Raw genomic sequence first — 12,358 nt, forward strand, 5'->3', positions numbered from 1 at the left:
GTTCTCGCTGCTCATACCTGGGTCCGATGGAAGTTGAGGAAGGACCGCGAGGCCGTCGGCCCCCGCTGCCCCTGGTAACGGGACCCGTACCGCTCGCTCCCGTACGGGTGCTCGGCCGGCGACGTGAGCCGGAACATGCACAGCTGCCCGATCTTCATGCCCGGCCACAGCTTGATGGGCAGGGTCGCGAGATTGCTGAGCTCGAGCGTCACGTGTCCGGAGAAACCGGGGTCGATGAACCCGGCGGTGGAGTGCGTGACGAGCCCGAGCCGCCCGAGCGAGCTCTTCCCCTCCAACCGCGAGGCGAGATCGTCGGGCAGTGAGACGACCTCGTACGTACTGGCCAGCACGAACTCACCGGGGTGCAGGATGAACGGCTCGTCCCCCTCCGGCTCCACGAGCCGGGTCAGGTCCGCCTGCTCCACGGAGGGGTCGATGTGCGGGTACCGGTGATTCTCGAACACCCGGAAGTAGCGGTCGAGGCGCACGTCGATACTCGACGGCTGCACCATGGAGTCGTCGAAGGGATCGATGCGGACCCGCCCGGAATCGATCTCGGCCCGGATGTCCTTGTCTGAGAGAAGCACGCACCGAGGATACGCAAGGCGCGCGGAGCAGCGACAATCGCCGCCGCGCCGCGCGCCCGGTCCTACTGGAGTCCTGCTGGGGGTCCCCCCGGCGGGAGGCCGGCTACCGCTTTCCGGAACCCACCGGCACGGCACTCCGCAGCCGCGCACACCGCGGACATCGGACGAGCCGGCCGGGGCCGAGTCGCTCGGCCTGCTGCATCGGGAACGAGGCGGCGGTGAACACGTGCCCATCGGCACAGCGGAGGACGGTGCGATCCATCAAGTCCTTCAAGTCCCTTCCCCAAGAGCCGCGTCTGGCTTACTACCCTGACGACAAAAGCCACAGTACGGGATCAAAGAGACGTCTCTCCAGGCGGCACTCCGACCCCTCCCGGACCGCCCCGAGGCCCCCACCGTACGCCCCAACTCCGGCCCCCCGCAGCCGCATCACCCCGCCGAAACGCCCACCGGCCCCACGGCGCGAACACCGGGGGCCGGAGATGAGGTAGAGTGAGCAAGCGTCCAGGCACCGACCGTGATCGGCGTCTTGTGCGGGTGTAGTTTAGTGGTAGAACATCAGCTTCCCAAGCTGAGAGTGCGAGTTCGATTCTCGTCACCCGCTCCAACAGAAACCCCCAGGTCATCGACCCGGGGGTTCTTTGTTGTCTGGACCAGTGGGCGGGCTGCGCACCACAACCGCACCATAAGGACGCGCTACCCGGTGGCGGGACGGTCCTTGTGGTGCGCACCGTCGTCGCCGGTGTGGTTCTTCGCACGCTCGGCACGCACCATGTCGTCGAGCCCCGAAGCCACATCACGTTGCCGCTCCTCGTCGGAGCGCTGATAGATCAGCGCGGCCTTCTCGGACGACTGGCCGGCGCGGACCACCGTGTCCTTGAGGGTGGCCCCCGAACGGGTCGAGAGCGTGTGCCCGGTGTGCCGGAGATCGTAGAAGCGGAACCCCTCCGGGAGACCCGCGACCGTGCGGGCCCGTCGCCACTTCCGCCCGAACGAGGTGCGCCGGAAAGGTGCGCCCTTCTCACCGACGAAGACCAGACCGTCCGGCTCCTTCTCGGCGAACCACGCGAGGTGCTGCCTCACCTCCTGGTGCAGACAGCTGCATCGGACGGTCCCGCTGCCAGCGCTTGTGATCCGACCGCTTCCGCCTCCGAACCCCCGGCTCCACCAGCCCTTGCCGGACCAGGACCCGATAGACGGTCATCCGCGACGGCACCGGCGTCACGGTTCCGGACCGCTCCAGCACAAACGCGATCCGCCGCGGACCACACTTCGGGTGCTTGCGCCGCAGCTCACACACCACCGCTTCCACCTCGGCAGACGCCTGATGCGGACACGACGCCGGCCTGCGCGACCGGTCCGCCAACCCGGCCAGGCCGGAGGCCTCATACCGGCACTCCCAGCCGCTGACCGTCTGCCGCGACACCCCCAGCGACGCGGCCACCTCCGTCACCGTCGCACCCGCCAGCACCGCAAGCACCGCCCGGTGTCTCTGCTCGACAACCGACAACCGACAACCGACAACAACACTACCGCCCGCAAAATAGCTGATCTTTCGGCGACGGCCCCTTATACCGTCGGGACCGACCCGTCTTCAGCGGATTCGTCGATGCAACGCTCCTGGATCCAGCCGCGCATCCAGTAGCGGTACCCGAACTGCTGCTCTGCATCACCCAACCGATCAAACGGGCAGGCGCCAGAGGATTTCCCAGCTCTATACGCGTCCTGGCCTGAGCGGATCAGGGTCAGAGCGGCCTGTCTGTTCAGCTGCACCTTACAATCCCCCTTCGAACGACGTCCAACGCCGCCCATTCTTTTGCGCTGCATCGATGGAAGTTCCGCAACCACAAAACGGATCGAGTACCAAACGCCAGGCTTACTACTCGAAGCGATGATCCGCTCAAGCAATGTAAGAGGCTTTTGTGTCGGATAATCCAACCACTCAACGGCCTGAGAGTTCAGCGGAGGGATATCGACCCAAGCATCCCCCATGGGGACGCCAGGCTGCTCCGCCAGGTACAGCTTGCGGCGAATTCGCGCCCCTTCCTCTGCGTTTGACGGGACATGCTCCGCTGAGGCTTGACTGACTCGCTGCGCCCGGGCTCCGCACAGCAGCCAACTTCACTAGATGAGGTCCCCCAAGTTCACGAGCACGGCACCAGCTGCTCGCTCGTCAGGGGGCTCAGCGAGGTCTCGCGCCGTTCGGACCATAGCCATGATTCGATCTGGCAACCGTCTAATCTTACGAGAACTAACGTCGGTCAGGCCCCGATAGTGAGGAAGGGTCAACGACTCTGGATCGGCGGCAGCTATTTTGTCAAGGAGTCTCTGTTCAGCTGCGTCTAGATCCGCCAGGGACCTTTGATCCATTTCCTCGAACGGATATCCATCTCCCAGGATATCTACACGCGAATCGTGACTTACCCGCGCCAGGGGTGCACTGCTGAGCGCCCCTCGCGATCCGACAGGCGAACGCTCATAACCTCTGTCATTTGCACGTTTTTCCCCACTCTTTTGGCGTCGGACTACCTCTTGAGGCATCTCCGTAGCCTCAGTTAGCCAGTCACCAAGTCCGCGGATATGGAGACTTCGCGTTTCGGCGTGAGCGATATCAAGCCATGTACCGTCATGGCTTCCACTTCAGCTTGCGTCGAACGACCAGATGAGGCCGACTTCTTCACGGGACACCGCGAGCAGGCCGAAGTCCCAGGCGTACTGGGACAGCGGCCAGCAGCCGGTGACCTTCTTGTAGAAGTCGGGGTGGCCGTCGTCGTATCGGGTGTTCGTGAGGAACTGCGAGCCCTGCGGGAAGCGCGACAGGATCACCTGCGCGTGTTCTTCCATGCCCGTCCTGCGGTCGTCGAAGCAGTACTGCCGCGACACGTCCATGCCGTCCGTCGCCAGCATGACGAGCAGCCGTACGACGGCGGACCGCGGGATCTCGAACAGCCGGCTGCGCCACTCCGCGGCCCCTGCCTCATCCGCCGGCGGGACCCGGAACGGGAAGCCAGGATCCTCCTCCAGTTCCACTTCTCCCTGCTCAGAATCCCGGCCCCGCCAGCCACGGGGGTCGGCCACCTCGCGGTGCATCACCGCGGACACATCGGGCAGCCAGTCCCCATGTGTGCGCGGGCCGACACCGATGAAGGAGTATCGGTTGCGGTACATCTCCACAGCCGCCGCCCACGTATCGGCATCGAGGTGCGCCTGCGGACCGCTCTGACGCGCGGGCTCGGTTTCGCTGTCCATCCGGGTCTCTCTCATCAGCCATCAGGCCGCACCCCAGTTCCGCAGCACCGCCCTGTGCGCCGCGGCGTAGTTGATCTCCCCGTTGACCACGACGTCGTGCAGCCACGCCTGAGCCGCCTGTAGGTCCGCCGCGGACCGGTCCCACTCGCCCACCACCGACCTGCCGACCTGCCGACCTGCCGACCTGCCGACCGGGCAGGAGACCGTTGAGCCAGAGCCGAGTCCGCACGGCGAGCACCGCCTCTACAAGGCGTCGCGGCTCAGACCTTCTCCGCACTCAGGCGCGGATGCTCGGCAGTGAGCAGCCCGATGTCTTCCACGTCCGAAGTCAGAATCGTCACCCGGCCAGGATGCTGCAAGGCGGTCGCGCACAGCATGGCGTCGATGGCGTACTTATGGCCGTGCAGCCCCGCTGCCCGCAGCAAGGCGGCAGCGGATTGCGCGACGGCTTGGGTCACCGGCTCGACGCTCAGGCGGGACAGGGTCCACTTCAGTGCGGCATCGTTGATCTTGGGATGGATCACCTCGACCAACACGGCCGCCGAGGTGATCACGGGCAGGTCCGCGTCGCGAGCCGCCGTCAGCCACTCGTGGATTTCCCGATCCCGGTGTACGGCCTTCGCCAGGCCCTCGCTGTCCAGGACCAGGACACCGCTCACGCGGCCGCCCCGGCGTTCGTGGCGCCTCCGGTCAGCCGGGCACGCTTGGCCGCCACGGCCTCGGGATCGGCCGGACCGTGCACCTTGTCGAAATCTGCGATCAGCTCGTCCAGATGGTCGCGTTCGATCTGCCGCTGGGCCGCCTTCTCCAGGTAAGCCGAGACGCCTCGCTTGCCGACCCGCTCACGGATGGCCTGCAGGGTTCCGGCGGTCAAGGTGACGGAGATACCGCTGGTGGGGCCGTCGCCGGGCGGGAAGTCAACGTCGTCGTCAGTCACACTCCGAGTATGCCATTCGACATAGCACAGCGGGCGGAGAGTGCACCGCGCGGCTCTGATCGAATGACAGAGGCCCCGGCGCCAGGCGCCCGTGGATGCAGTGCGGCCGCAACGCCCCGTCCAACAGCTGATCCCCGCACTGGACGGACCGTGTGCAGCCGTCTCCCCGGTGGCGCCGGCCTACCGCTTTCCGAGGTCCCGTGCCCTCCGCATGCCCGTGAGAACGGAAAGCCACGGTCGACGACGGTGCGTTCCGACACGCACGATCGCCTCGAGGGTCAGGTATCAATGCTGGTCAGAGCCATGGAGCCTGTGCGAGCGCCGTCGCTTCCCAAGCTGAGAGTGCGAGTTCGATTCTCGTCACCCGCTCCATGAAGAAGGCCCAGGTCATCGACCCGGGCCTTTTTGCTGTTCTCGGCGATCACCCGCCGCGTGCCAGATTCGTGCCAGAAGGCTTGTCCGACACCTCCCGGGAACGCGGGCTCGAACACCGCCACGTCCATTCTTGTCCTCCGGGTGCCTGTCAGGCGAGGTACCTGCTCCGCCCATCAGCCCGGCACCGGCAGACACACGCCCTCACCAGGCGCTACTACCGGAGCCAGAAGACCGGACGGTAGCGCCGCAAGTCTCCGTTCGGCCGTCCGCTCCTGTAGAGGAGTCACAACTGCCGGCACGGGCAACAGAGCGTTCGCATGGCTGATGAGAGGCAACCGCGAGCCGAGTTCTGCGCAGAACGCCGCACGAGCGAACGCAGTACGCTGAGTCGCGCGGGACCAGGCCCGCCGCACAGTGTCCGGGAGGCGTGTCATGACTGCCGAGATGGTGGCCCCGGCGTGGATGCACGAGCAGATCACGGCGGAGGAGTACGAGTCGTGGTCCGAGGAGCAGTGCGCCGGCATCGAGATCGTGGATGGAATGGTCGTCGTGAGTCCCAGCGCGTCCAAGCGGCACAATCGGCTGGCCCGGCTCCTGGCGAATGCCCTGGACGCCGCCGCAGGCCCGGACTGGAACGCCGACACTGATTTCGACGTCCGACTGCAGGACGTCCCGCTGACCAATCGCCGCCCCGACGTCATCGTCTACCGTGCGGACACGATCGACATCACACCCACCCGGCCCGAGCACGTACTGCTCGTGGCCGAGGTCGTGTCGCCGGGCTCGGAAACCACCGACCGGATCGTGAAGGCGGACCAGTACGCCAAGGCCGGGATCGGCTTCTACTGGCGGATCGAGCAAGCCGCGACGGGTGCACCGCTGGTGTATACGTACCTGCTCGACCCCGCGACGAGGACGTACCGCGAGGGGGACGTGTTCGCCGGCGTCTTGAAGGTCACCGCCCCCTTCGCGGCGGAGATCGACCTCGGCCAGATTTGAATGGGTCGCGGGCAGAGGGGATGCTCGGCCTGCGGCGTTGCGCCCCCTAAGCTGAGAGTGCGAGTTTGATTCTCGTCACCCGCTCCATGCAGAAGGCCCAGGTCAGAGACCCGGGCCTTTTTGCTGTGTTCCGCGATCACTCGCCGCGTGCCAGATTCGTGCCAGAAGGCCTACCGGGTTCCTTCTCCGTGGCAGCGGCCCGCGCCTTCCGCACGGTGGCGTCCAGCCCGGCGGCGACCTCTTGTCCCTCGTCGTCGGAGTGCTGAGGGATCGGTGCCGCCTTCTCACCGGAAGAGGCGGCCGTGCCGCATGGGCTCGTGGACGTTGTAGCGGCGTCCCGTGCTCACGACAGGAGTGTCATGACACCGTAACCGCGCTTTCCCCGGGGTCGCCGCACCGTTCAGGATGGTGATCGACACGGCAGAGACCAGCCGGAACGACCAGTCCGGCCCGGCCACATCACCATCAGCAGGGGGAGTCCCGCCATGCTTCGCACGCACCGCCGCAAGTCCGTCCTCGCCGCCGCGGCCCTGGTGGCCACGACGATGCTGCTGACCGCCTGTCAGGGAGAGGACACGGAGGACGCCGGCAAGTCGACCGGGGCCACGGCCTCGGACTCGGCCGCCAAGGGGAAGTCCGACGACGGCGGGAGTGGCACCGGCGCCGGTTCCGGCAGTGAGTCCCAGTCGGGCGAGAAGGGCTCGAAGAGCGGCACGGTGTCGGGCAAGTGGGTCGGCACGGTCTCCTACCTCGCCCCCGGGAAGTACACCGTCACGGACGCGAACGACGCGGAGCAGGCGTTCTTCACCTCCGAGGACACCGACATCCAGGGTGCGGGCAAGATCTGCGGTGACGCGGACGGCCAGGCCGCCACGCCGTGCACCGAGGAGGAGCTCGAAGCCGCGGCCAAGAAGGGGTTCGGGGCGACGGTCGACGTCAAGGACGGAGTGGCTGTCAGCATCATCGAGGACCACACCGACAGCGGCACCGGCGCCGGCAACGGTACGGGCGAGGGCGAGAGGTCGGGGCTCTTCTCCGGCACGCTCGGGTACATGGCCCCGGGCAAGTACTCCCTCAGCCGCGACGGTAACGAGCGTGCGTTCTTCACCGGCACCGACACCGTCATCAACGGCGCCGGCTGGGTCTGCGGTGACGCGGAGACCGTCACGCCCTGCACCGAGGAAGACCTCGAAGCCGCGGCCAAGAAGGGCGGCATCGCTGTCGCCGTCCAGGTCGAGGACGGGGTCGCCGTCACCATCGACGAGGAGCACAACTGATCGCGGAGCCGAGCGGGGGAACGGGTCGACGCGGTCTTCACTACGCTCCGCGACGGCACCGTCCACGGACTCCGCGTTCCACGTCCCGCCCGAGGGGTACGCGGCCCGTCCTGCCCCGTTCACTCGGCAAGGGAGCAAAGGGAAGCGCCGGGGCGACCGAGGTCTTCGAGCCGCCCCGGTCCGGGGGAGTCAGTACGCCGAGTGCAGCGGGATCGGGCTCGGAGACCACCGACCGGATCGTGAAGGCGGACCAGTACGCCACGGCCGGGATCGGCTTCTACTGGCGGACGAGCTGGCCGCGACGGGCACACCGCTGGTGTATACGTACCTGCTCGACCCCGCGACGAGGACGTACCGCGAAGGGGACGTGTTCGCCGGCACCCTGAAGGTCACCGCCCCCTTCGCAGCGGAGATCGACCCCGGCCGGATCTGAACCGGCCGCCGGGCAGTCAGAGGGACTGCTCAGCCCCCGCTCCGTGCAGAAGGCCCAGGTCGTCGACCCGGGCCTTGCTTGTTGCCCAGGCCCATTGGCGGATGAGGGGGCGGTGTGGCCCCCACGTGCCCCAGTGGGGGGACCGTGACCGCCACGGCGCGGCTGCCCCGGCCCAGGGCGTCCGGTTTGCCTCCGTCCTCGGCGCTCACCCCGCAGCCGGCTCCCGGCACCACGGTGAGGGCCGCTTCGTCACGATCGAGCCGCGTGCCGTCACCGCAGCTCCGTCTGCTCATGCCTGCCGCCGGGCGGCGGTGACCGTCGACCGGTCGGTCGGTGCCGGTGGGTGGGGCACGGACCGGGTGAGTTCCTGCTCCAGTGCGTCCAGGGCTCGGCGGGCGTCATCGATACGTCGGCGCAGGGGCAGGTGGTCTCCAGTCGGCGGGTCGGCGTGTGGCGACTCGGCCGGTGGTTCGTCCTGGTCCATGTGGCGGGCTTCGTCGAGGGAGGTGATGACGACGCCGATGAGGACGTTGACGAGGACGAACGAGGCGAGCAGGACGTAGGAGGCGTAGTAGAGGAGGCTCCAGCGCGAGATGTCCAGGCCGGCGTGGACGGCGTCCCCGATGCCGTCCAGGGTCATCAGCAGGAAGAGGGTGAGCGCGGCGCGGCCGAGGGAACCGTAGTGCTCCGGGTCGTGCCGGCCGAAGAAGACCCAGCCCACCATCGCGTACACGTACAGCAGCAGAGCCCCGACGAGCAGGAAACTCAGGGTGCCCGGCAGACTGCGGGCCACCGCGACGAGCATGACGCGCAGCTGCGGCAGGAAGCGGGCGGTGCGCAGCACGCGGGCCAGGCGCAGCAGCCGCAGGACGGTGCTGTTCTCGCGCAGGAAGGGCAGGAAGGCACACAGGACGACGGCCAGGTCGAACAGGTTCCAGGGGTCCTTGAAGAAGGCGCGGGGCCGGTCGGCGTGGGCCGCCATGCGCAGCAGGACCTCGAGGGTGAAGGCGGCGAGGCAGGTGTGCTCGGCCGTGCGTAACCAGTGGTGCCAGTCGGCGGCCACTCCGGAGTACGTCTCGATGCCGAGCAAGGCGGCGTTCACGAGGATCAGGACGAACACGGTGGCGGCGAACCACCGGGCCTCCGTGACGGCTCGGCATCGTAGGGCCAGGGCCGTACGGACCGTGCGAACTGGGTGCTCGGGCATCCTGCTGCCTTGTCTCCTCGCGTGCGCGGCGTCCAGCCCGGATCGGCTCCGGCGGGCAGGGTCCGGACGTCGGCGATCCGGCTCCGGAATCGATTTCTACAGCACTGTAGTTTCTGACGGGCGAGTGGTGCCGGTGAGCCGTCGGCCGCGTCCGGAGGGATACGCGCGAGCGCCCCAGGGCGACCCGGGGCGCTCGGGCATCAGGCGGCTGTTCAGGCCGGGCGGGGCTGGAGGTAGCGGGCCAGCAGGTCGTCCAGGCTCACCATGCCGACGAGCCCGCCGGAGCCGTCGCGGACCACCGCGAGGGTGGCCCGGCGTCGGCGCAGCAGTTCGATCGCTTCGGCCACCGTGGTCTCCTCACGGAGTTCGGGCACGGGGCGGGCCAGGGCACGGGCGGTGGTGGGCCGGCCTTGGGAGCGGGCGACCAGGACGTCGCGGGCGTGCACCGAGCCGAGCACGACGTTGCCCTCGCGGACCAGGAGCCGAGTGCGGTCAGTGGCGGTGGCGAGGGCCAGGATCCGTTCCGCGTCGGCGTCGGCGTCGACCGCGGTGATCGCGGCGGCCGGGATCCGGAGCTCGCGCACCGGGGTTTCCGGCTCGGTGAGCGAACGGGTGAGCAGTGCGGAGTCGGTCTCGTTGATGAGGCCGAGCCGTTCGGACTCCTCCACCAGGTGAGTGAGCTGCTCGCGGTTGTGGACGGAGGCCAGCTCGTCGCGCGGGGTCACCCGGCAGAGCCGGACGAGCGCGTTGCTGACCCGGTTGAGGACCCGGATGAGCGGGCGTACGGCGGTGGCGACGCCCCGGAAGGCCGGGGCGAGCAGCATCGCGGAGCGCTCGGGGTGGGCGATGGCCCACGATTTGGGCGCCATCTCGCCGAGCACCATGTGCAGGAAGACGACCACGATCATCGCCACCGCGAAGGCGATGCCGTAGCTGAGCGCACTGGGCAGGCCGAGCTCGTGCAGCAGCGGGTCGAGTTCGTGGGAGATCGCGGGCTTGGAGACCGAGCCGAGGCCCAGCGTGCACACGGTGATGCCGAGCTGGGCGCCGGCCAGCATCAGGGACAGCTCACGCATCCCCGCCAGTGCGGCCTTGGCGCCGCGCCGCCCTTCGGCGACCGCCTGTTCCATGCGGTGCCGTTTGGCGGCCACCAGGGCGAACTCGGCAGCGACGAAGAATCCGCTGCCGATGAGCAGCAGTACGGTGACGAAGAGCGCCATCGGGAAACTCATGCCTGCTCCTCCGCCTCGTCGGCCAGCCGCTCGATCCGGACCCGCTCCGGAACGTGCCGGTCCAGGGTGCGTACGTCGATCAGGACGCTTCCACCGGTGGGAAGCTCCACGGTGAGCCGGTCACCGATGGTGGGGAAGCGGCCGAGCCGGTCGACGATCAGACCGGCCACGGTGTCGTAGTCGTCCTCCTCGGGCAGCTCGATGCCGGTGGCCTCGGCCACCTCGTCCAGACGGCGCCCGGCGTCCACCAGCCAGCCGCCTCCGTCCGTCACCGCGATGGCGATGACGGTGTCCGACTCGTCGGCGATGTCACCCACCAGCTCCTCGGCGACGTCCTCGTAGGTGACGACACCCGCCACCCCGCCGTGCTCGTCGAGGACCACGGCGAACTCGTCGTCCCGCTCCCGCATCCGCTCCACGGCGGCCGGCAGGGGCAAGGTGTCCGGCAGGAGCAGCGGCCCCCGGGCCAGCGAACCGGCCGTGCCGGAGGTCAGCCGGGCAGCGGCCAGGCCCATCAGTTCTCGCACCCCGAGAACACCGGCGACGTCGTCCGGGTGGTCTCCGAGCACGGGGTAATTGGAGTGGCCGTACCGTCCGACGAGCTCGATGGCCTCGGCCGCGGTGGCGTCCTTGCGGACGAAGACCGCGTCGACGCGCGGCACCATCACTTCGCGCAGCGTCCGCTCGGAGAACTCCAGTACGTGGTCGACCAGCTCGGCCGTCTGGCGGGGCAGCTGTCCCTGGTCGTGGGACTCGCCGATCAGGTGGCCCAGCTCCTCCAGCGTGGCGCCGTGGTGCAGTTCCTCGACCGGCTCGATACCGATCTTGCGCAGCAGCCCGTTCGCCGCGCCGTCGAAGACGCGCACCACCGGGCCGACCACCTTCAGGTAGGCCAGCGTGGAGCCGGCCAGTGCCTTGGCCAGCTGTTCCGGGACGGCGATGGCGAGGTTCTTCGGTGCCAGCTCGCCCAGCACCATCTGCACGACGGTGGCGAGCACGAACGCGAGCACCACCGAGATGCCGGTGACGGCGCCGTCGGGAACACCGAGACCGGACAGCACCGGCTTCAGCAGCGCGGAGACGGCCGGCTCGGCGATGAATCCGACGACCAGTCCGGTCACCGTGATGCCGAGCTGGGCGCCCGAGAGCATGAACGACAGCCGCTCGAGCACCTTCAGCGCACGGCCGGCCTTCTTGTCGCCCTCGTCGGCCTCGCGGGCGAGGGCGAGCCGGTCGGCCGAGACGTAGGCGAACTCCTGGGCGACGAAGTAGCCGGTTCCCGCGGTCAGCACGAACACGGCCAGCACACCGAGCCAGGCCTCCACGGCACTCATCCCTCACCACCCCGCCGCGGGCCGTGCTCAGCACACCGGGTGCGCAATGGACGAGGACCGAGCCCCGAAGGGTCCGTCGATCTGGCGGACAAGCGCCGGCTCCTTACCTGTGGGTGCAGACAGCAGAACGGTTCTGGCTGAAACCAGGCTGCCACCTGCGGCATGCGTCCCCTCACTTCCGGCACACCAGCACCAGTGAACGGCCTTCGCGCCAAGCAGCCTCTGGTCAGCCCAGGGGCGGATTTCGGCCTTTCCCGGCGAGGCGTCCCGCAGGGCGCTCTTCACCCGCCGAGGCAACTCTATGCTTCTACTCGTTTGTAGAAACAGGCCCTGGGCCGACCCGGGCCGCGCACCTCTGGAGACGACACACATGGCCTCGATCGACCTGGACAAGGTGCTGGACAAGGCGTGGGCGGACAAGAGCCTGCAGGAGATACTCGCCGCTCCCGTGGGAGCGCTGAAGGGGGTCTCCGACCGCGACGGCGAGCTGCTCCAGGAGGCGTTCGGAGTCAAGACCGTCGCGGACCTGGCCGAGCTGAAGTACGTCCGTTGGGCCCAGGCCCTCGCCGCCCTCGAGGCGGCCAAGTAGCCGGCCGGTCAACGGCTGTGGTGGCGGGCGCCCCCCCCGGGGGGGGGGGGCCCCCCCCCCCCCCCGCGCTCCACAGGGCGGTGCGCCGGCCTGGACCGCCGGGCTACGGAGCAGCCTCCAGCGCGGGAATCCTGCGTCA

General features: G+C 68.5%; 11 protein-coding genes, 1 tRNA gene and 3 pseudogenes. 5 read left to right on the plus strand and 10 right to left on the minus strand.

The window, feature by feature from the left end; genetic code table 11:
- Positions 1 to 11 precede the first annotated feature (11 nt).
- Complete coding sequence (gene dcd / locus ACP4IX_RS26440) at positions 12 to 587, minus strand: dCTP deaminase (RefSeq protein WP_055418772.1); 576 nt, start codon at positions 585 to 587, stop codon at positions 12 to 14.
- 533 nt (positions 588 to 1,120) lie between these two features.
- Here dcd and ACP4IX_RS26445 point away from each other — a divergent pair.
- Positions 1,121 to 1,194, plus strand: a tRNA-Gly gene (locus ACP4IX_RS26445).
- Positions 1,195 to 1,283: 89 nt separating this feature from the next.
- Here the strand turns inward: ACP4IX_RS26445 and ACP4IX_RS26450 are convergent.
- The 6 genes and pseudogenes from ACP4IX_RS26450 to ACP4IX_RS26475 form a co-directional block, all read right to left on the minus strand.
- Positions 1,284 to 1,682: pseudogene (locus tag ACP4IX_RS26450) on the minus strand (tyrosine-type recombinase/integrase); the annotation flags it as partial.
- 1 nt (position 1,683) lies between these two features.
- A pseudogene (locus ACP4IX_RS26455) lies at positions 1,684 to 2,097 on the minus strand (helix-turn-helix domain-containing protein); the annotation flags it as partial.
- A 1,130-nt stretch (positions 2,098 to 3,227) separates the two neighbouring features.
- Positions 3,228 to 3,836, minus strand: a complete 609-nt coding sequence (locus ACP4IX_RS26460; protein ID WP_426520922.1) for a hypothetical protein — start codon at positions 3,834 to 3,836, stop codon at positions 3,228 to 3,230.
- Positions 3,837 to 3,857: 21 nt separating this feature from the next.
- On the minus strand, positions 3,858 to 3,992 hold the full coding sequence (locus tag ACP4IX_RS26465) for a hypothetical protein (RefSeq protein WP_426520924.1): 135 nt from the start codon (positions 3,990 to 3,992) through the stop codon (positions 3,858 to 3,860).
- Between the two features lie 104 nt (positions 3,993 to 4,096).
- A complete protein-coding gene (locus tag ACP4IX_RS26470; RefSeq protein ID WP_318213686.1) occupies positions 4,097 to 4,495 on the minus strand; it encodes a PIN domain-containing protein in 399 nt (132 codons plus the stop codon).
- Entirely contained in the window at positions 4,492 to 4,773 is a 282-nt protein-coding gene (locus ACP4IX_RS26475) for a hypothetical protein (RefSeq protein ID WP_426520926.1), read from the minus strand. The genes ACP4IX_RS26470 and ACP4IX_RS26475 overlap by 4 nt, the downstream gene beginning before the upstream one ends.
- An 807-nt stretch (positions 4,774 to 5,580) precedes the next feature.
- Here ACP4IX_RS26475 and ACP4IX_RS26480 point away from each other — a divergent pair.
- The 3 genes and pseudogenes from ACP4IX_RS26480 to ACP4IX_RS26490 form a co-directional block, all read left to right on the plus strand.
- Entirely contained in the window at positions 5,581 to 6,147 is a 567-nt protein-coding gene (locus ACP4IX_RS26480) for a Uma2 family endonuclease (protein WP_426520928.1), read from the plus strand.
- Between the two features lie 485 nt (positions 6,148 to 6,632).
- A complete protein-coding gene (locus ACP4IX_RS26485; protein WP_426556930.1) occupies positions 6,633 to 7,424 on the plus strand; it encodes a hypothetical protein in 792 nt (263 codons plus the stop codon).
- 215 nt (positions 7,425 to 7,639) lie between these two features.
- A pseudogene (locus ACP4IX_RS26490) lies at positions 7,640 to 7,857 on the plus strand (Uma2 family endonuclease); the annotation flags it as partial.
- A gap of 289 nt (positions 7,858 to 8,146) precedes the next feature.
- On the opposite strand, the gene ACP4IX_RS26495 reads toward ACP4IX_RS26490, so the two are convergent.
- From ACP4IX_RS26495 to ACP4IX_RS26505, 3 genes are all read right to left on the minus strand, one after another.
- Positions 8,147 to 9,064, minus strand: a complete 918-nt coding sequence (locus ACP4IX_RS26495; protein WP_426556932.1) for an ion transporter — start codon at positions 9,062 to 9,064, stop codon at positions 8,147 to 8,149.
- A 212-nt stretch (positions 9,065 to 9,276) separates the two neighbouring features.
- The gene (locus tag ACP4IX_RS26500) at positions 9,277 to 10,296 is read right to left on the minus strand and encodes a hemolysin family protein (protein ID WP_426556934.1); all 1,020 of its coding nucleotides are present in this window, start codon (positions 10,294 to 10,296) and stop codon (positions 9,277 to 9,279) included.
- Positions 10,293 to 11,630 carry a hemolysin family protein gene (locus tag ACP4IX_RS26505; protein WP_426556936.1) on the minus strand — a complete coding sequence of 446 codons (1,338 nt, stop codon included), beginning with the start codon at positions 11,628 to 11,630 and terminating at the stop codon, positions 10,293 to 10,295. Before ACP4IX_RS26505 ends, ACP4IX_RS26500 begins: the two co-directional genes overlap by 4 nt.
- 370 nt (positions 11,631 to 12,000) lie before the next feature.
- Between ACP4IX_RS26505 and ACP4IX_RS26510 the strand changes: the two genes are divergently transcribed.
- Positions 12,001 to 12,219, plus strand: a complete 219-nt coding sequence (locus tag ACP4IX_RS26510) for a hypothetical protein (RefSeq protein WP_100048811.1) — start codon at positions 12,001 to 12,003, stop codon at positions 12,217 to 12,219.
- Positions 12,220 to 12,358: the final 139 nt, after the last annotated feature.

The sequence above is a fragment of the Streptomyces sp. WG5 genome (genome assembly GCF_049974565.1).
GTDB lineage: Bacteria > Actinomycetota > Actinomycetes > Streptomycetales > Streptomycetaceae > Streptomyces.

Excerpts from the sequence above, each read along its gene's own strand:
- ACP4IX_RS26460 (WP_426520922.1), bottom strand. The coding sequence starts at position 3,836 with ATGGACAGCGAAACCGAGCCCGCGCGTCAGAGCGGTCCGCAGGCGCAC.
- ACP4IX_RS26480 (WP_426520928.1), top strand. The coding sequence starts at position 5,581 with ATGACTGCCGAGATGGTGGCCCCGGCGTGGATGCACGAGCAGATCACG.
- ACP4IX_RS26485 (WP_426556930.1), top strand. The coding sequence starts at position 6,633 with ATGCTTCGCACGCACCGCCGCAAGTCCGTCCTCGCCGCCGCGGCCCTG.
- ACP4IX_RS26495 (WP_426556932.1), bottom strand. The coding sequence starts at position 9,064 with ATGCCCGAGCACCCAGTTCGCACGGTCCGTACGGCCCTGGCCCTACGA.
- ACP4IX_RS26500 (WP_426556934.1), bottom strand. The coding sequence starts at position 10,296 with ATGAGTTTCCCGATGGCGCTCTTCGTCACCGTACTGCTGCTCATCGGC.
- ACP4IX_RS26505 (WP_426556936.1), bottom strand. The coding sequence starts at position 11,630 with ATGAGTGCCGTGGAGGCCTGGCTCGGTGTGCTGGCCGTGTTCGTGCTG.
- ACP4IX_RS26510 (WP_100048811.1), top strand. The coding sequence starts at position 12,001 with ATGGCCTCGATCGACCTGGACAAGGTGCTGGACAAGGCGTGGGCGGAC.